Here is an 18,509-nt window from a genome sequence, read left to right as displayed (position 1 = left end):
TTTGAAAATACGTACAGGAGTAAAAACAGGATTGACAGCTATGTTGTTGATTTTTTCTTTAAATGTTTTTTCTCAATCCCATAATAAATTTATTGTTATTTTAGATGCAGGCCACGGAGGGAAAGATCCCGGGAATTCTTATCACGGTTTTGTAGAAAAAGAAATAGCGCTAAAAACAACCTTGAAAGTGGAACGTTATCTTGAAAAAGATACCCAAATAAAAGTGATTTATACCAGGAAAAAAGATGTTTTTGTAAGTTTAGCAGAGAGACCTAAAACAGGAAATGATAGTAATGCTGATTTATTTGTATCTATACATTGCAATTCGGTTAATAACCCCGTTCCTTATGGTACCGAAACTTATGTGATGGGTTTAGCGCGCAGCAGTACTAATTTTGAAATTGCCAAAAGAGAAAACTCTGTAATTTTATTGGAAAAAGATTATAAAGAAACCTATAAAGGTTTTGATCCCAATAAGCCTGAAACTTTGATAGGCCTCAAAATTATGCAAGAAGAATATTTGGAAAGAAGTATTCGTTTAGCTTCAAAAATAGAACATAATTTCTCCAACAAATTACATCGAAAATCAAGAGGGATTAAGCAAATACCTTTATGGGTCTTAGACGCTTCTTATAGGCCTAGCGTGCTAATCGAATTGGGTTTTTTATCTAATAAAAACGAGGGACTTTATTTGAATTCCGAATTTGGTCAGGAAAAAATGGCCGAAGCTATCGCAGAGGCTATCATTAGTTACAAAAACGAGTATTTTGGCTCCCAATCGAATAATGCCACATCTAAAAAAATAAGTGTAAATGAATCTAAGGATTCCGCTATTCTTAAGAAAGGAGAGGCTGTTGCTAAAAACAAAATAATTGGAAAAGAAGTTGCCAAGGCATCAAGCTCTGAGGTGGTTTTCAAGGTGCAACTTGCTGCCGGAAAAAGAAAGATTGAATTGAAACCTGTAAATTTTAAAGGATTGTCAGATGTTTCATGCGTGACAGAAAGTGGTGATTTTTATAAATATATGTATGGCGCTACTTCAGACTATGGGGAAGCCAAGCGCAATTTAGAGATAGCAAAATCCAAGGGCTATGCATCGGCCTATTTGTTAGCCTTTAAAGACGGATTAAAAATCAGTGTTCAAGAAGCGATTAAATTATAACAAGTTCAAATTATTATATTAAATTTGTCCAAAATACTTTAGATTTTGAAATTAACAAGAGAGATTAAGACAGCAATTTTAGTGATTGCATCGATACTATTATTTATTTGGGGATACAGTTTCTTAAAAGGAAAAGACCTTTTTAGTAGTTATAGAACATTATATGTAGAATACGCCAGCGTTGAAGGATTGGCTACATCAGCTCCCGTTACTCTAAACGGCTTGGTCATTGGTAAAGTGAATAGCATTACTATAAATCAAAATACCGGAAAATTATTAGTTGAATTACAAATTAAAAGTGATTTTCCTATTTCAAAATCCAGTTTAGCTTCTATTTATGAGCCTGGTTTTATAGGGGGGAAGCAAATTGCGATTGAACCTAATTTTGAAGACAAATCGGTTGCTGAGAATGGCGATCAGCTAAAAGGCAATGTGAAGTTAGGACTTACTCAAACGGTAGGGGATAAACTGGCTCCTGTTCAAGAGAAATTGGAAAAAATAATGGTTAATGCGGATAATCTGATTACCGGAATTAATAATGTTTTGGATAAAAAAGCGCAGGAAGATTTAAAAATCAGCTTGGCCGAATTGAGCAAAACTATGGAGCAGTTTCACAAAGCTTCAGTAAGTATGAACACTGTTTTGGATGATAATAAGGGTCAAATTAAAGGTGTTGTTTCTAACTTCAATAAAATTTCGGGCGATTTTTCTAAAATTTCAGATTCTTTAAACAAAGCCGATTTAGGTAAAACAGTTAAAGATTTGAATAAAACCTTAGCCAAAGTCAATGGCATTATGAACGGTTTGGAATCCGGAAAAGGAACAATGGGTAAATTGTTGAACGATGATGCATTATATGCTAATTTATCCAAAACTTCAAAAGAATTAGAATTGCTACTTCAAGATGTAAGGCTTTATCCTACTAGATATGTAAATGTGTCTCTTTTTGGAAAAAAGAACAAACCGTATAAAGCCCCTGTAAACGATACGATTCCTAACGAAAAAAACTAAGTTCCATGAGCTATTTAGACAATATATTATTTGCCATTTTATTAGTAATAGGATTTGGTTATTTTTTTAACAACATAAAAAAAATACACCGAAACATCAACCTTGGGATCGCTGTTGACCGAAAAGACAATCCCGGCTTGAGATGGAAAAATATGGCTATGATAGCGCTTGGACAATCAAAAATGGTCAAAAGACCCGTTGCCGGTGTTTTGCACATAATAGTCTATTTAGGTTTTATTATTATAAATATCGAATTATTGGAAATCATCATTGATGGTTTGTTCGGTACACATCGCGTATTTTCTTTTTTAGGTTCGGCCTATGATGTCTTGATTGGTTCTTTCGAAATATTAGCGTTATTAGTTTTAATTGCGGTTTCTGTTTTTTGGATCAGACGAAATCTAATTCGATTAAAACGTTTCATCAATCCGGATTTACAGGGTTTTCCTAAAAGCGATGCAAATTACATTCTTTATTTTGAAATGGTCTTAATGACTTTGTTCTTATTGATGAATGCTTCCGATTTGCATTTGCAAAATGTTCCTGGAGGTTTCTCTCATTTTGTCAAAGCGGGTTCGTTTCCGGTAAGTCAATTCATTGCGCCTTTGTTCAATGGAATGTCAAATGAATCGGTGATGTTGTTTTCAGAACTGTTTTGGTGGTTGCATATTGTGGGGATTTTTGTTTTTATGAATTATTTGTACTTTTCAAAACACCTACACATCTTGTTGGCTTTCCCAAATACTTATTTTGCTAATTTGAATCCTTTGGGACAATTTGACAACTTAGAAGCGGTTACCAAGGAAGTTAAAACCATGATGGATCCTAATGCTGATCCATTTGCGGCAGCTCCGGCATCTGAAGGAGAAGTTCCGGCTAAATTTGGAGCCAGCGACGTTCAGGACCTAAATTGGGTACAACTTTTAAACGCCTATACGTGTACAGAATGTGGAAGATGTACTTCTTCCTGTCCTGCTAATCTTACCGGAAAGAAATTATCACCGCGTAAGATTATGATGGATACCAGAGACAGACTGGAAGAAGTAGGAAAGAATATTGATGCCAATAAAGGGGTATTTATTCCGGACAATAAGACCTTGTTGAATGATTATATTACACCCGAGGAATTATGGGCCTGTACTTCTTGTAACGCCTGCGTTGAGGAATGTCCGGTAAATATCAGTCCGCTATCTATTATTATGGACATGCGTCGATACTTGGTAATGGAACAAAGTGCTGCGCCAATGCCTTTAAACGCCATGATGACCAATATAGAGAATAATGGTGCGCCTTGGCAATACAGCCAACAGGACCGATTGAATTGGAAAAACGAAAATTAATATTTTACAGTTTAGTGGTTACTCGTTTAAACATTTAACCGGATCAACAAATAATCGATTAACCGAATCAACAAAATAATATGTCAGAAAATTTAATAGTGCCAACAATGGCAGAAATGCTAGCTCAAGGAAAACAACCTGAAGTATTATTTTGGGTAGGTTGTGCTGGAAGTTTTGATGATAGAGCCAAAAAAATAACAAAGGCATTTGTTCGAATTCTAAATCGTTCCAATGTTTCTTTTGCGGTATTAGGGGCTGAGGAAAGCTGTACGGGTGATCCTGCTAAAAGAGCCGGAAACGAGTTTTTGTTTCAAATGCAAGCCATGATGAACATTGAAGTTCTGAATGCTTATGAAGCAAAAAAAATTGTTACTGCTTGCCCACACTGTTTCAATACCTTGAAAAACGAATATCCTGAATTGGGCGGTAAATATGAAGTAATTCATCATACTGAATTTTTGAAATCACTTTTAGACGATGGAAGATTGACCATTGAAGGAGGACAATTCAAAGGAAAACGCATTACTTTTCACGACCCTTGTTATCTGGGAAGAGCCAATAATGTTTACGAAGCACCAAGAGATTTAATTCTTAAACTGGATGCCGAATTGTTAGAGATGAAACGTTCCAAAGCCAATGGTCTTTGCTGTGGTGCCGGTGGTGCCCAAATGTTTAAAGACGCTGAGCCAGGAAACAAGGAAGTCAATGTTTTAAGAACCGAAGATGCCTTAGAAACCAAACCGGAAATAATTGCCGCAGCCTGTCCTTTTTGTAATACGATGATGACTGACGGAATTAAAAATAAAGAAAAAGAGCAAGAAGTAAAGGTAATGGATATTGCCGAATTGATTGCCAATGCACAGGATTTGTAAAGAATTTTAATTCTTTCTTTCAAAATTTATATTTAACAATTCATAATTTTACAATATGTACGTTCCATTTGAAAATTTACCCGAAGAATCCAGGATATGGATTTATCAATCGAATAGAAAATTTTCGGATGCCGAATTTTCTGAGATTGAAACCGATTTGAAAACCTTTCTTGAAGGTTGGGCAGCCCACGGTACAAGTCTGGAGTCCTCTTTCCAGTTAAAGTACAATCGTTTTATCATTATAGCCGTAAATCAAGAAGTTCAAGCTGCTACAGGTTGTTCTATTGATTCTTCAGTGGAGTTTATCCAAAGTCTGGAACAAAAATACGGAGTGGATTTGTTAGACAAAATGAATGTGACCTTCAAGTTAGGGGAGCATATTGCTCATAAGCCATTGATTGATTTTAAGAAAATGGTAAAAGATAAGGCCGTTACTGAAAACACTATTGTTTTTAATAATCTGATCAATAACATTCAGGAATATAACGAATCTTGGGAAGTTCCGGCTATGGATAGCTGGCACAGTCGTTTTTTCTAATATTCAAACATTTTAAATATTAAAAAAAGGCATAGGAATCGTATTCTTATGCTTTTTTTTATTCTAAAATAATTTGGCTGTTTCAGTTGATTTAAAAATATAAGTTTTAAAAAGCAGTAGAAATAATTACAGAATCCTTAAATTCGTACCTCTAAAATAAGTACATGAAAATTGCAATAGTTTGTTATCCTACATTTGGTGGAAGTGGTGTTGTCGCTACGGAATTAGGGCTTGAATTGGCCCGACTCGGGCATGAAATTCATTTTATTACCTATAGCCAACCGGTGCGCTTGGCACTTTTAAGCCCTAATGTTTATTATCACGAAGTAAATGTTCCTGAATATCCTTTGTTTCATTATCAACCTTACGAACTGGCTTTGTCCAGCAAGCTGGTCGATATGGTGAAATTATATAAAATAGAAATACTTCACGTACATTATGCCATTCCTCATGCCTATGCGGGTTATATGGCCAAACAAATGCTGAAAGATGAAGGAATTGAAATTCCCATGGTGACCACACTTCACGGAACCGATATTACTTTGGTAGGGAATCACCCATTCTATAAGCCTGCGGTGAGTTTTAGTATCAATAAATCGGATGTGGTGACTTCGGTTTCCCAAAGTTTAAAAGAGGATACTTATAAATTATTCAACATAAAAAGAGACATTCATGTCATCCCAAATTTTATTGAATTGGATAAGAATATTTTGGATCCTAATATACCCTGCCGCAGATCGGTAATGGCCAAAGAAAATGAAAAAATTATAACGCATATCAGTAATTTTAGAGCGGTAAAACGAATTCCGGATGTAATTAAAATTTTCTATAAAATCCAACAACAGATTCCTGCCAAATTAATGATGGTAGGGGATGGACCCGAAAAAGAAAAAGCCGAAATTTTATGTCAGGAATTGGGTATTCTGGATAAGGTAATCTTTTTTGGAAACAGTAACGAGATTGATAAGATATTAAGTTACACTGATTTGTTCTTGTTGCCATCAGCGACAGAGAGTTTTGGACTGGCAGCCCTGGAAGCAATGGCTTGGGGAGTGCCGGTAATTTCGAGTAATTCGGGTGGTTTGCCAGAAGTGAATTTTGAAGGGGTTTCAGGATTTTTGAGTGATGTTGGGAATATTGATGAAATGGCCGAGAATGCTTTGAAAATTTTGAGTGATGACGCCGTTCTTTGTAAATTTAAAGAGAACGCTTTATCTGTCGCTAAGAAATTTGATATTAAAAATATTCTGCCTCAATATGTAGAATTATATCAAAAAGCGATCAAAAAGTATTCAAAAAAAGCAAAATCATTGAACAAACCAAAATAAACAGATTTTTTGAATGTATGAAGAATAACAAATGAGAAAAATAACAGCAATTTTAGTCGTTTTAATTTTAGTTTCCTGCGGGGCTGTAGCTACAAAAAATTCTGGAAAACAGCCTTTGTATGAAGTCTTGACTCAGCAGCAGCAAGGAGGTGCCGGCATTCTTTTTTTTGAAATTCTTACAGAACCGAATGAGATCAAAATGTTGCAAAACGATGCTCATTTAAAGAATAAAATCAGTGCCGAAGATGTTCAGCAATCAAATTTTGTTATTTTGAATTTAGGCGAAAAAGTGACTGGAGGATATACGGTAGGAGTAGAAAGTGTAGTAGAAACAGACAAGAATATAATAATAACCGTAAAAGAAACGAGTCCAGAACCTGATGCGATGGTTTCCCAAAGTATCACTTATCCTTTTTGCGTGGTAAAAATTAATTCGAAAAAAGAAATTATCATTAAGTAATAAACAACTAATCCGGCTCAGTATTTTTTTGAGCTGGATTAGTTGTTTTATCTCCTATAGTATTCCAAGTTCAATCATGCAGTTTTTCATCATTTTATAGGTTCTTTCGATATCGTTGTCTAGGCCTATCGAAAAACGAATTAATCCATCGGTGAGTCCCATTTCGGCTTGCTCATCCAGTGGGATTTCGCTTGAAGTTGAAGTGCCGGGAGCACTAAAGAGGGTTTTATAAAAACCTAGGCTTACCGCAAGATAACCCAAATTTCGAGCTTGCATCAATTCCATTAGCTCATTGGCTTTGGCCAAAGTCCCTACGTCTAGTGTCATCATTCCGCCAAAACCATATTCAGGGTTGATCATTGATTTATAAAGCTGATGGCTGGGATGACTTTTCAATCCTGGATAGACCGTTTTTAAGCCGTCTTTTTCAAAGCGTTCGGCAAGATAAGCGGCGTTATGACTGTGTTGTTTTATCCTCAGATGTAAGGTGCGCAAATTTTTCATCACGCTGGCAGAGCGCATGCTGTCCATTGTAGGTCCAAGAAGCATGCTGGCACCGCTGTTTACATTTTTTAGGGAATTGATGAATTCCTGCGAAGCGCAGGTGACACCGCCAACGGTATCGCTGCTTCCGTTGATGTATTTGGTCAAACTGTGAATGACAATGTCGGCACCTAATTTAATTGGAGTGACTGACAAAGGAGAAAAAGTATTGTCAACAACCAGTTTTAAATTGTGTTTCTTGGCGATTTTTGATAAACCGGCAATATCAGCCACTTCAAGCAAGGGGTTGCTTACGGTTTCGCAGTATAAAACTTTGGTCTCTGGCGTGATAGCAGCCTCAACGACTTCCAGTTTTGTAATGTCTACAAAAGTTGTTTTTATACCTAATCTTGGGGCAAAATTCTTAAGAAAAGCATAGGTTCCGCCGTAAATTGTTCGGCTCGAAACAATATGATCACCAGCTTCGCACAGTTGTAACAAAGTAGGGGTAATAGCTCCCATTCCTGAGGCAGATACATTGGCCGTTTCTGTTCCTTCCATGGCAGCCAAGGCTTTGTCTAAATATAGATTACTGGGTGAAGAATGGCGAGAGTAGAGATAGCAGCCTTCCATATTGCCCTCAAAGGTGTCAAACATGGTTTTTGCCGAAAGGAAAGTATAAGTGGAGGAATCAGAAATCGACGGATTAACACCGCCAAATTCTCCGAAATACTGTAAATCCTGAATGTTGTCTGCGGGATTGAATTTCATAGGGGTTTGTTTTAATTAGTTTTAATGTAAAGTACGATTATCTAGTTTTTATTATCAATACAATAACCTAAACTCAGATTTTTAATCTGTAAATGTTTAATTAGTTAGATTTATTTTCTATATTTATTCGAATTATAAACCTTTTACCAAAAAAAGTACAGCATGACTTTGGATTTAATAGATAAGAAACTACTCAAACTACTGCAAACCAACAGTAAGAAGACTACCAAAGAACTGTCTTTGGAGCTTAATCTCTCAGTGACTGCGGTTTATGAACGAATTAAAAAACTCGAAAGAGAAGGAATTATTGATAAATATGTGGTTTTAATCAATCGCTCTAAAGTCGACAAAGGATTTGTGGTTTTTTGCCACCTGAAACTCATCCAACATACCAAAGAGTTTCTTACCAAATTTGAAAGTGAGGTGGTAAAACTCAAAGAAGTTCTGGAATGTTATCATGTGAGCGGTGATTATGATTATATCTTAAAAATTGTGGTAAAGGACATGGAAGCTTACAGGGAGTTTTTGGTAACAAAGCTCACAACCTTACAGCATATAGGCAGTACGCACAGTACTTTTATGATAAGCGAAGTAAAAAGTACTTCGGTGGTTGATGTTTAATAAGTGTTAATTTACAAAGGAGTAAAGAGCGAAAAAGAGTAAGATTTCTAGGTTTTAATACTGTGTTAAAATAAATTCAGCGTACTTGGGATGAAATAAAAACCTTAAATTTGAAGTAAATAATGAAAATATGGAAACGAAAGAATTAAGACATAAACTAATACTTGATTTTGGAAAATTTATAAAGGATGATTCAAAATTGGAAGTTTTAGAAGGCGTTTTTGATGCAATAAATCAGGAAGAAATCAGTTCAGTAGTGCCAGATGAACATTATCATCGTGTTTCCGAAGAACGAGAAAAATATCTTTCAGGCATAAACAAAGGCAGTTCTTGGGAAGAAGTTGAAAAGCAGTTGAACATAAAATATGGTTTTTAATATTATAATTTTAGATTTGGCAGAAATTGAAATTGATGAATCTATTAAATTTTATGAAAGTAAAAGTAAAGGTTTAGGTAAGCATTTTTTGATTTATTTAAAAGGTTATTTTAAGATTTTAAAAACAAATCCTAAGCTGTTCGGAATTAAGAAAGCACCCGGTTTTCGCGAATTGATTTTGTCAAAATTTCTTTTGTAATAATTTTTGAAATTATAGAAAATGATGTTATCATACATTTCATTTTTCATACTTCTAGAAATCCTGAGAAAAAACTCAAACTTTAAACTTTAAACAAAACTTAATTCCTTAATTTTGTGCAACCATTTATAAAACACATTAAAAATAAATATACTATGAGTTCATTTGACGTAGTCATTATAGGTTCTGGCCCAGGAGGATATGTATCAGCGATTCGTTGTGCACAGCTAGGTTTCAAAACAGCAATTATTGAAAAATATTCCAATCTTGGAGGAACTTGTCTTAATGTAGGCTGTATTCCGTCTAAGGCATTATTATCATCTTCTCATCATTATGCAGAAATTAAGCATTTTGCAGATCATGGAATTGAAGTTTCTGGTGAAGTGAAAGTAAACTTGGAGAAAATGATTGCCCGTAAAAAAGCAGTGGTAGACCAAACTTCTGGCGGGATTAATTACTTAATGGATAAGAATAAAATAACTGTTTTTAATGGTTTGGGCTCTTTTGTAGATGCAACTCATGTGGCTATCGCTAAAGAAGACGGAACAACCGAAACAATTGAAGGTAAAAATATCATCATTGCAACAGGTTCTAAGCCATCTTCTTTGCCATTTATCAAAATTGACAAAGAAAGAATCATTACTTCAACCGAAGCTTTGGCACTTAAAGAAGTTCCAAAACATCTTGTAATCATTGGTGGTGGAGTAATTGGTATCGAATTAGGTCAGGTATATTTAAGATTAGGCGCACAAGTATCCGTAGTGGAATTTATGGACCGAATCATTCCCGGAATGGACAGCTCATTGTCTAAAGAATTGACTAAAGTCTTGAAGAAACAAGGAATGAAGTTCTACGTTTCACACAAAGTACAATCAGTAGAAAGAAACGGAGATGCAGTGACAGTTCAGGCCGAAAATGCAAAAGGAGAAACAATCACTCTTGAAGGGGATTACGCTTTGGTTTCTGTAGGGCGTCGTCCTTACACTGACGGATTGAATGCGGACAAAGCGGGAGTAAAAATTTCCGATAGAGGACAAGTAGAAGTAAACGATCATTTGCAAACTTCAGCTTCTAATATTTATGCTATTGGTGACGTGGTTCGCGGAGCGATGTTGGCACACAAAGCAGAAGAAGAAGGAACTATGGTTGCTGAAATAATTGCCGGTCAAAAACCACATATCGATTACAACTTAATTCCAGGTGTTGTGTACACTTGGCCAGAGGTGGCTGCAGTAGGACAAACAGAAGAGCAATTGAAAGCTTCTGGTGTTGAATACAAAGTAGGAAGTTTTCCTTTCAAAGCGCTAGGTCGTGCCAGAGCGAGTGGAGATTTGGATGGTTTTGTGAAAATCCTTGCCGATGCAAAAACGGATGAAGTCCTGGGAGTTCATATGATTGGAGCCAGAACAGTCGATTTGATCGCTGAAGCAGTTACTGCAATGGAATTCAAAGCTTCTGCTGAAGATATTTCAAGAATGTCTCATGCGCATCCTACATTTGCAGAAGCAATAAAAGAAGCAGCCTTGGCCGCTACTGACAATAGAGCTCTACACGTATAGTTTCTTAAAAGATCAAACAAGAAAACCGTTCAATTTGAACGGTTTTTTTATTGTAAATAGGGTCAAATTATAATGGGTTAGCTATTTAATTGTCAGCAATGAAAAGACCTTTATAGTTTTTCCAATGGGTAAAAATTAGAAAGATGTTGCCGACGAAAACAAAAAGAGCAATAGGCAAGTTCTCTGGAGTCAAAAAGTAATTGATCAGTAAAATGTTTATGGTTACCGGAAAAATAACAAGGTTGGCCAATGTCATATATTTACCAGTAACGAAGGATAATCCACATAATAGTTCGAGTGTTTTTGCCAAAGGGATTAAGTAGGTAGATGCTACCAAGCCTACTTGAAATGCTTTGAATTCTCCCGTGGATGCAGGCTCAGGTGTTAGGTGAAAAAAGTAACTGATGGAGGTATAGAGAAACAATAACCCAAGCATAGTTCGAATAATAAGAGTTGCGATTTTCATAGTATTTAGGTTTAGTGGTTTAAAGACTAAAAAGAGTTCCACATGTCCAACTATAATTTTGCGGAACCGTATAATTCGTTTGCCGACTTTCGAGAGCTTTTTAAAAGCCAAACTCACGATTTTTTAGAAATCCTGATGAATGGAATTAAGAGTTTTAAACTCAATAGATTAATGTAAATTTACGAAAAAAAGGGACTAATTTTCTGATAATCGATTATTTATGGATATTTTTTATCGTAATTTTGAATTTTAAAGAACATATTTTTTGAGAACTTCAGTTTATAAGCCTATTCCCGATGCAAAATTGTTTAAACAACAACTTTTATTTTGGGCACAACAATTTCGGGAAGTTATCTTTATGGATAGTAATGATTATCCGCAAGAATATTCCAGTTACGATTGTATTCTGGCAGTGGATGCTTTTACGTCTTTAAAAACAGATTATTATAATGCTTTTGAAGATTTAAAACAGTACCAGCAAACAACTAAAGACTGGCTTTTTGGTTATCTGGCTTACGATTTAAAAAATGACATCGAAGCATTAGAATCCAATAACTTTGACGGGCTGGATTTTCCGGATCTCTTTTTCTTTCAACCTAAAAAAATATTTTTGCTGAAAGGGAATCAGCTCGAAATCTCTTATCTCACCATGTGCGATGAAGAATTGGAACAAGATTTTGAAGAAATAGAAAACAGTCAAATGCAGCAACTGGAAACAGCAGAAAGTTTGTTAATTCAACAACGGATTTCCAAAGAAAGCTATCTCCAAAAAGTTTCCAAAATGCTCGCTCATATACATCAGGGAGATATGTATGAAGCTAATTTTTGCATGGAATTTTATGCCGAAAATGCTCGTATTGATCCATTCGATAAATTCAAAAAATTAAACGAAATTTCCAAACCTCCTTTTGCCGTTTTTTTTAAAAATAACAAACATTTTTTACTTTCGGCTACACCGGAAAGGTATCTTAAAAAAGAAGGAGAAAAGTTGATTTCACAGCCTATTAAGGGAACTTCTAAACGTTTTTCCGATCCAATCGAAGATGAAAATGCTAAAAATCAGTTAGCGTTAGACCCAAAAGAACGCGCCGAAAATATTATGATTACTGATTTGGTTCGGAATGATTTATCCCGAATAGCCCAAAAAGGATCAGTTGCCGTGGACGAATTATGTGGGATTTATTCCTTTATGCAGGTGCACCAAATGATATCGACCATCACCGCAAAACTAGATCCGCAATTCAATGTCATTGACGCTATTAAAGCTACTTTTCCTATGGGAAGCATGACGGGAGCGCCAAAAATTTCGGCAATGAAAATTATCGAAGAATTGGAAGAAACAAAACGAGGTTTGTATAGTGGAACAGTGGGCTATTTTGCGCCAAATGGCGATTTTGATTTCAATGTGGTCATTCGCAGTATTTTATACAATCAAGAGAAGCAATACGTTTCTTTTTCTGTAGGAAGTGCGATCACCTCGCAATCCATAGCCGAGAGGGAATATGAAGAGTGTTTGCTTAAAGCAAAAGCCATGCAGGAAGTTTTACAATAGTTGCCCTTTTATTATTCGATAGTAGAGTTTAATTTTTAATTTTTGAAAGATGCTAGCCAGATTTAAAAAACATATCGTTGAAAATTTTCAGTTTCTTGAAAACAAAAAACTCCTTTTGGCAACCAGCGGTGGTTTAGACAGCATGGTGATGAGTCATTTGTTTCAGCAATTGAATTTTGATATAGCGCTTGCCCATTGCAATTTTCAGCTTCGAGGACTGGAGAGTTTCGGAGATCAGACTTTTGTTCAGGAATATGCCGCTACGAATGAAATTCCACTTTTTGTGACCCAATTTGATACTGAGGCTTTTGCCAAAGACTATAAGCTTTCTACGCAGCTAGCCGCGAGAGATTTGCGTTACAACTGGTTTTATGAGCTTTTGGAGACAGAAAATTATGACTATGTACTCACGGCCCATCATGCCGATGATAATTTGGAAACTTTTTTGATAAACCTAAGTCGGGGAACGGGTTTGGAGGGTTTGGTTGGGATTCCAGAACAAAATGACAAGATAATCCGACCGCTTTTGTTGTTTTCTCGCGAAGAGATCGCTAATTATGCGGCCGAGAATACCATTCAATGGAGGGAAGACAGCAGCAATGCTTCGGATAAGTATTTGCGAAATAAAATCAGACATGATTTGGTTCCGCTGTTTAAGGAGTTGAATCCGCAGTTTATTGCTTCTTTTCAAAAAACACAATCTTATTTACAGGATGCCCAAACCATGCTTGAAGATGCTTCTATTATAGTGTACCAGCAGCTGGCTAAAAAGGAAGAGGACGAAATTTATTTTGATTTAAAACAATTGAAAAGATTACCCAATTACAAATCGTATTTGTACCAATGGTTGCACGAGTTTGGATTTTCGAGCTGGAATGATGTGTATGATTTAGTTGAAAGCCAATCTGGCAAGCAAGTTTTCTCGGCCGATTTTCGATTGTTGAAAGACAGAGATTCTTTAATTCTGAGCCCAATACATGCTGAAAAGGAAAAATCAGAATATTTTGTCAATAAAAATAGTACAGAAGTTAATTTACCCTTAAATCTTTCGTTTTGCAAAGTATCCGATCTTAGCCTTCCTACAAATACCGCTATATTTGTCGACGAAGATCAATTAGAATTTCCATTGGTTTTAAAAAGATGGAAACAAGGAGATTCTTTTCAACCTTTCGGGATGGAAGGGAAGTCTAAGAAAGTGAGTAAATTTTTTAAAGATGAAAAATTATCCTTAATACAAAAGGAAAATAGCTGGATTTTATGGTCCGGCAATAGAATTGTTTGGATTGTAGGGCTTCGACAAGACGAACGATTTAGAATTATTAATTCAACAAAAAATATATTAAAAATAGAGTTAGAAGATGGAAGCCAAGGATTCTAAAAAATACCACTAAATGTTTAAATAAATACTTATGAAGAAAAAAGTTGTTTTTTTACTGCTTGCTTTTTTAGCTTTTGCCAATGTAAATTCGCAGATACTGGATCCGGCAAAATGGACTACTAAAATTGAAAAAAAATCCGATAACACTTATATATTAATCTTTGATGCCGTTATCGAAAAAGACTGGCATCTGTATTCCCAGTTTACCAAAGATGGCGGTCCACTGCCGTTAGAAGTTGTTTTTAAAAATCAAAAAGACAACTTTACTCTTATTGGTAAAGCCAAAGAAAGTAAAACAAGAACGGCTTATAATGATATTTTTGAAGTTGATGAAACCTTTTTTGAGACTAAGGCCCAAATACGACAAGAAGTTAAGGTAACCAATCCAAAACTTGCTAAAATTGACGTGGAATTAAATTACCAAGTTTGTAAAGAGGTTTGTATCAATGTAGAAAAGAAATTTAGTTTTGCTCTTCCGGCCTTTAGTCCCGAAGCGGCGACTTCAAAAACGGAAGAAGCTGTTGTTCCTGTTGCGACAGATTCAACAAAAACAGATACACTTGCTGCACCTAGTTTAGGGGCCAGTAATTATATGGAAGCGACTACTGCTCCGGTAAAAGATACCGTTGACGAAACAACATCCGATTCGAAAAGAGGACTTTGGTCTATATTTTTTATAGCATTCCTATCCGGTTTTGCAGCCTTATTGACACCATGTGTTTTTCCGATGATCCCTATGACGGTGAGTTTTTTTACCAAACAAAGCAAAACTAAAGCTAAAGGTGTGAGAAATGCCATTATTTATGGAGTTTCGATTATCTTAATTTACGTTTTATTGGGTTCGCTAGTTACAGCTGTTTTTGGCGCTGATGCGTTGAACGCCTTGTCTACTAATGTGTGGTTTAATATTATTTTCTTTCTTTTATTGGTTGTTTTTGCTGCTTCATTTTTGGGTGCATTCGAAATTATGTTGCCTAATTCATGGGCAAATAAGGTAGACAGTCAGGCGGATAGAGGCGGTATTGTGGGAATTTTGTTTATGGCCTTGGCCTTGGCAATCGTTTCCTTCTCTTGTACAGGACCTATTGTAGGAACACTTTTAGTCGAAGCGGCTTCCAAAGGTGGTATTGCTCCAATAATTGGGATGCTTGGTTTTTCATTGGCTTTAGCCTTACCTTTTATGCTCTTTGCGATGTTTCCGGGATGGTTAAACTCTTTGCCTAAATCAGGGGGTTGGTTGAACACAGTGAAAGTGGTTTTAGGATTTTTGGAATTGGCCTTGGCTTTCAAATTCTTATCAAATGCTGATCTTGTATTACAATTGCATCTATTGGAAAGAGAAGTGTTCTTAGCCATTTGGATTGCCATTTTTGGTTCATTGGCTTTTTATCTATTCGGAAAAATCAGTTTACCGCATGACAGCCCAATCACACATATTTCGGTAGGAAGACTAATGATGGGATTATTGGTATTAACATTTACAGTTTATATGATACCCGGACTTTGGGGAGCGCCTTTAAAAATGATAAGTGCTTTCCCTCCTCCAATGGAATACAGTGAAAGTCCGTTTGGAGTAGGTGGTTCCAGAGGAAGTGTGTCAGCTGATGCAGTTTTGCCTGATGGAGCCAAAAGTGGTCCACATGGAATTATGGTCTTTGATGATTATGAAAAAGGATTGGCCTATGCTAAAACGGTAAATAAACCTATTATGCTCGATTTTACGGGTTATGCTTGTGTGAATTGCAGAAAAATGGAAAACAACGTTTGGTCTGACGCAAAGGTGTTGCCTATTCTAAACAATGAAGTGGTTCTTATCTCTTTATATGTGGATGATAAGAGAGAATTGCCTAAAAATGAACAGTTTGTTTCTAAAACAACAGGCTCAGAAATTGAAACAGTGGGCGATAAATGGACAGATTTTATGATCACAAAATACAAAACCAATACCCAACCCTTATATGTGATTACAGATTTAGAAGGAAATAATTTGAACGCTGAAAAACCAACGATAAGTTATGTAGGCGTAAACGAATATGAAACTTGGTTGAAAGCCGGAATTTCAAATTTTAAAAAGTAAAATCTGGAAAAAGATTCTTTTTTAATTATAAATAAAAAACCTGTTCAATTATTTTGGACAGGTTTTTTTATGCGTTGAAAATGAGTTCGAAAATTGAATTTATTCTAATTTTTTTATTCTTTCAGTCTTTCAAAAAACTAAAAGATGCAATTGAAAGAGCTTTTCATTCCTTTAATCGAAAATGTATTAAAAAGTGGACTAATGTATTCTTAATTATATAAATTAGTGTTAAGTATTTGTCATTTAATGATTTATACTTATGCTTTTGTTGTTAATATAAAGAGTTTGTTGCGGTAAAATCAAAAAAGAGAGAAACTTCATTCGACTGATTTTACATTATTATAGTTAGGCATTCCATATTCGTTATTTTATTATTTCTAATTCGATAAATATGAAAACATTTCTACCTAAGTCCGCATTTTTAACGATTGTTTTTTTTATTGCCAATTTATTTTTTGCTGGTGCAGCTTTTGGGCAGGCAACGGTTACTACTGATAAAGAGGATTATGCTCCCGGTGAGTATGTAATTATTAGCGGTACAGGATGGTTGCCTGGGGAAACCGTGACTTTACATTTTGATGAAACCCCAAAGCCGGCAACTTGCCTTCTTCCACACGACATGACTGCTGTGGCTGATTCTAATGGTGCTATTTTCAATAATCTGTTTTTAATTAAAGATAACCATCTGGGAGTTTCTTTTTTATTAACGGCTACTGGACAAACATCTGGATTAATTGCAACGCGCAATTTTACGGATGCAAATATAACTGTAGCGGCTACAGGACTGCCTACCGGAACTTCTTTACAGGTGTCTTACCGATTAGGTACTGGCGGTAGTGTTCCTTCAGGTTCTTATTTAACTACGGCAACTTTTACTCCTCCTGCTTCACCACAGACATTTGTACAAAATAATAGGGAATATATTGATTTTATTTTCCCAACAGTTGTAATTGGAAGTACTACTTATGAGAGCACAACAATAACTGCTGATGGTACAAGTGTTACTGGTCCAACCTTACGTTATTTAATGCCTAATGCAAGTGCAAAAACATTTACTGGAAATTACGTCATAACTTGTACAGCACCTACAGCTCCTGTAGTAAATAGTACGGTAACCTACTGCCAAGGCGCATCGGCAATTGCTTTGACAGCCAATGGTGCTAATTTATTGTGGTACACAAATGCGACCGGGGGAACAGGGAGTGCTACGGCACCTACACCGTCTACCGTTTCCACAGGAACAACAACTTATTATGTAAGTCAAACGGTAGGTTGTGAAAGCCCAAGAGCAAAAATTGATGTTGTTATTAATGGAATTACCGCTGGAGTAATTGGCAAAGGAGCAACTCAACCCGGACCAGGTTGTGATAGTTTAGATCCGGGGATAACTTCAGTTACAACCGCTGCTAGTGGTTCGGGTACTCTTAGTTATATATGGCAACAAAGCACAGATGGAGGAATAAGCTGGACAACAATTACCGAAACATCGAGTCAGTACAATCTACCTGTTTTGAATATGAGCACCTCTTTTAAAAGGATTGCTACTTCAACTCTTAATGGTGTTAGTTGTTCTGCCGAATCGAATATTTTAACTTTCGAAGTTAATCCTTTGCCAATAGTGGCTTCCATATTGCCTGGCGGTAGTACTAATGTTTGTGCTGGCTCTGCTTTGCAGTTATCAAATGCAACTCCAGGAGGCGTTTGGAGTAGTTCAAATACTGGAATCGCAACAGTAAATTCTACAGGGCTTGTGAGTGGTATTGTAGCGGGTAGCGTTACAATCAGTTATACTGTTACAGATGAAGCTTCTGGATGTTTTAAATCTGCAAATAAAACAGTAAATGTCTATGCTTTGCCAACAGCTCCAATTGCAGTGAATTTTACTGGTCCTTATGATGGGGTTGTTCATGCCGGTTCTGCAACTGTGGCTGCTGGAGAAACCATAGACTGGTATACTACCGCTACAGGTACGACAACAACAACTGCCCCTGCAGGAACCAATGCAGGTACATATTCTGCTTATGCGGAAGCTAAAAATACTACAACGGGCTGTAAAAGCGCTACTAGAACACTTGTCACTGTGACAATCAGCAAGGCAGCTTCAGCCACGGTTGTAACAGTGAGCGATGCTACTTACGATGGAGTTTCCCATGGAGGAACAGCGAATGTAACCGGTGCAGGCGGATTGAATGAAGCACGCACAGTGATGTATGCAGGAGTGTCTCCAACGGTTTATGCTTTATCAGCTACGGCACCAACGGCCGCAGGAACCTATACGGCATCAGCAAGTTATTCAGGGGCTAACCATTTAGATTC

17 protein-coding genes are annotated in these 18,509 nt (G+C 36.2%); 15 read left to right on the top strand and 2 right to left on the bottom strand.

The annotated features are described in order from the left end of the window. The first annotated feature begins 1 nt into the window (after nucleotide 1). From BUB25_RS00085 to BUB25_RS00055, 7 genes are all read left to right on the top strand, one after another. A complete protein-coding gene (locus BUB25_RS00085) occupies nucleotides 2–1,162 on the top strand; it encodes an N-acetylmuramoyl-L-alanine amidase family protein (protein ID WP_244533795.1) in 1,161 nt (386 codons plus the stop codon). A gap of 45 nt (nucleotides 1,163–1,207) precedes the next feature. Continuing rightward, the gene (locus BUB25_RS00080; RefSeq protein WP_072937922.1) at nucleotides 1,208–2,173 is read left to right on the top strand and encodes an MlaD family protein; all 966 of its coding nucleotides are present in this window, start codon (nucleotides 1,208–1,210) and stop codon (nucleotides 2,171–2,173) included. Nucleotides 2,174–2,178: 5 nt separating this feature from the next. Beyond that, nucleotides 2,179–3,513 carry a 4Fe-4S dicluster domain-containing protein gene (locus tag BUB25_RS00075; protein WP_072937920.1) on the top strand — a complete coding sequence of 445 codons (1,335 nt, stop codon included), beginning with the start codon at nucleotides 2,179–2,181 and terminating at the stop codon, nucleotides 3,511–3,513. Between the two features lie 80 nt (nucleotides 3,514–3,593). Then, the gene (locus tag BUB25_RS00070) at nucleotides 3,594–4,385 is read left to right on the top strand and encodes a (Fe-S)-binding protein (protein ID WP_072937919.1); all 792 of its coding nucleotides are present in this window, start codon (nucleotides 3,594–3,596) and stop codon (nucleotides 4,383–4,385) included. A gap of 55 nt (nucleotides 4,386–4,440) precedes the next feature. Next, nucleotides 4,441–4,923: an ABC transporter ATPase gene (locus tag BUB25_RS00065; protein WP_072937918.1), complete on the top strand. Its 483-nt coding sequence runs from the start codon at nucleotides 4,441–4,443 to the stop codon at nucleotides 4,921–4,923. Nucleotides 4,924–5,087: 164 nt separating this feature from the next. After that, nucleotides 5,088–6,251 (top strand): N-acetyl-alpha-D-glucosaminyl L-malate synthase BshA, encoded by a 1,164-nt coding sequence (gene bshA, locus BUB25_RS00060; protein WP_072937916.1) that lies wholly within the window; start codon nucleotides 5,088–5,090, stop codon nucleotides 6,249–6,251. A 31-nt stretch (nucleotides 6,252–6,282) separates the two neighbouring features. Then, the gene (locus BUB25_RS00055; protein WP_072937914.1) at nucleotides 6,283–6,711 is read left to right on the top strand and encodes a protease complex subunit PrcB family protein; all 429 of its coding nucleotides are present in this window, start codon (nucleotides 6,283–6,285) and stop codon (nucleotides 6,709–6,711) included. Between the two features lie 54 nt (nucleotides 6,712–6,765). Here the strand turns inward: BUB25_RS00055 and BUB25_RS00050 are convergent, their stop codons facing one another. After that, nucleotides 6,766–7,965: an aminotransferase class I/II-fold pyridoxal phosphate-dependent enzyme gene (locus tag BUB25_RS00050; RefSeq protein WP_072937911.1), complete on the bottom strand. Its 1,200-nt coding sequence runs from the start codon at nucleotides 7,963–7,965 to the stop codon at nucleotides 6,766–6,768. A gap of 162 nt (nucleotides 7,966–8,127) precedes the next feature. Here BUB25_RS00050 and BUB25_RS00045 point away from each other — a divergent pair, with 162 nt between their 5' ends. The 4 genes from BUB25_RS00045 to lpdA all read left to right on the top strand — a co-directional run bounded on the left by BUB25_RS00045 (nucleotide 8,128) and on the right by lpdA (nucleotide 10,720). Continuing rightward, nucleotides 8,128–8,586 carry an Lrp/AsnC family transcriptional regulator gene (locus tag BUB25_RS00045; protein ID WP_072937909.1) on the top strand — a complete coding sequence of 153 codons (459 nt, stop codon included), beginning with the start codon at nucleotides 8,128–8,130 and terminating at the stop codon, nucleotides 8,584–8,586. 130 nt (nucleotides 8,587–8,716) lie between these two features. Continuing rightward, nucleotides 8,717–8,962 (top strand): hypothetical protein, encoded by a 246-nt coding sequence (locus tag BUB25_RS00040; RefSeq protein WP_072937907.1) that lies wholly within the window; start codon nucleotides 8,717–8,719, stop codon nucleotides 8,960–8,962. A 16-nt stretch (nucleotides 8,963–8,978) separates the two neighbouring features. Next, nucleotides 8,979–9,161 carry a hypothetical protein gene (locus BUB25_RS00035; protein ID WP_139256873.1) on the top strand — a complete coding sequence of 61 codons (183 nt, stop codon included), beginning with the start codon at nucleotides 8,979–8,981 and terminating at the stop codon, nucleotides 9,159–9,161. 155 nt (nucleotides 9,162–9,316) lie between these two features. After that, complete coding sequence (gene lpdA / locus BUB25_RS00030; protein ID WP_072937905.1) at nucleotides 9,317–10,720, top strand: dihydrolipoyl dehydrogenase; 1,404 nt, start codon at nucleotides 9,317–9,319, stop codon at nucleotides 10,718–10,720. 85 nt (nucleotides 10,721–10,805) lie between these two features. Here the strand turns inward: lpdA and BUB25_RS00025 are convergent, their stop codons facing one another. After that, complete coding sequence (locus BUB25_RS00025; protein WP_072937903.1) at nucleotides 10,806–11,186, bottom strand: DoxX family membrane protein; 381 nt, start codon at nucleotides 11,184–11,186, stop codon at nucleotides 10,806–10,808. Nucleotides 11,187–11,451: 265 nt separating this feature from the next. Between BUB25_RS00025 and BUB25_RS00020 the strand changes: the two genes are divergently transcribed. The 4 genes from BUB25_RS00020 to BUB25_RS00005 form a co-directional block, all read left to right on the top strand. Beyond that, nucleotides 11,452–12,738, top strand: a complete 1,287-nt coding sequence (locus BUB25_RS00020; protein WP_072937901.1) for an anthranilate synthase component I family protein — start codon at nucleotides 11,452–11,454, stop codon at nucleotides 12,736–12,738. A gap of 49 nt (nucleotides 12,739–12,787) precedes the next feature. Continuing rightward, nucleotides 12,788–14,116, top strand: a complete 1,329-nt coding sequence (tilS, locus tag BUB25_RS00015) for a tRNA lysidine(34) synthetase TilS (RefSeq protein WP_072937898.1) — start codon at nucleotides 12,788–12,790, stop codon at nucleotides 14,114–14,116. Nucleotides 14,117–14,147: 31 nt separating this feature from the next. Next, a complete protein-coding gene (locus BUB25_RS00010) occupies nucleotides 14,148–16,193 on the top strand; it encodes a protein-disulfide reductase DsbD family protein (protein WP_072937896.1) in 2,046 nt (681 codons plus the stop codon). Between the two features lie 391 nt (nucleotides 16,194–16,584). Next, nucleotides 16,585–18,509 (top strand): Ig-like domain-containing protein (locus BUB25_RS00005; protein ID WP_170860228.1); only part of this gene is annotated, 1,925 nt, incomplete at its 3' end.

The organism is Flavobacterium granuli (assembly GCF_900129705.1).
Taxonomy (GTDB): Bacteria; Bacteroidota; Bacteroidia; order Flavobacteriales; family Flavobacteriaceae; genus Flavobacterium; species Flavobacterium granuli.
This window is presented reverse-complemented; position numbering and strand designations above follow the sequence as displayed.

What these genes read in the sequence shown, in the direction of transcription:
- BUB25_RS00075 (WP_072937920.1), top strand. Translation starts at nt 2,179, where the DNA reads ATGAGCTATTTAGACAATATATTATTTGCCATTTTATTAGTAATAGGA.
- tilS (WP_072937898.1), top strand. Translation starts at nt 12,788, where the DNA reads ATGCTAGCCAGATTTAAAAAACATATCGTTGAAAATTTTCAGTTTCTT.
- BUB25_RS00040 (WP_072937907.1), top strand. Translation starts at nt 8,717, where the DNA reads ATGGAAACGAAAGAATTAAGACATAAACTAATACTTGATTTTGGAAAA.
- BUB25_RS00010 (WP_072937896.1), top strand. Translation starts at nt 14,148, where the DNA reads ATGAAGAAAAAAGTTGTTTTTTTACTGCTTGCTTTTTTAGCTTTTGCC.
- BUB25_RS00025 (WP_072937903.1), bottom strand. Translation starts at nt 11,186, where the DNA reads ATGAAAATCGCAACTCTTATTATTCGAACTATGCTTGGGTTATTGTTT.
- BUB25_RS00070 (WP_072937919.1), top strand. Translation starts at nt 3,594, where the DNA reads ATGTCAGAAAATTTAATAGTGCCAACAATGGCAGAAATGCTAGCTCAA.
- BUB25_RS00065 (WP_072937918.1), top strand. Translation starts at nt 4,441, where the DNA reads ATGTACGTTCCATTTGAAAATTTACCCGAAGAATCCAGGATATGGATT.
- BUB25_RS00055 (WP_072937914.1), top strand. Translation starts at nt 6,283, where the DNA reads ATGAGAAAAATAACAGCAATTTTAGTCGTTTTAATTTTAGTTTCCTGC.
- bshA (WP_072937916.1), top strand. Translation starts at nt 5,088, where the DNA reads ATGAAAATTGCAATAGTTTGTTATCCTACATTTGGTGGAAGTGGTGTT.
- lpdA (WP_072937905.1), top strand. Translation starts at nt 9,317, where the DNA reads ATGAGTTCATTTGACGTAGTCATTATAGGTTCTGGCCCAGGAGGATAT.
- BUB25_RS00045 (WP_072937909.1), top strand. Translation starts at nt 8,128, where the DNA reads ATGACTTTGGATTTAATAGATAAGAAACTACTCAAACTACTGCAAACC.
- BUB25_RS00050 (WP_072937911.1), bottom strand. Translation starts at nt 7,965, where the DNA reads ATGAAATTCAATCCCGCAGACAACATTCAGGATTTACAGTATTTCGGA.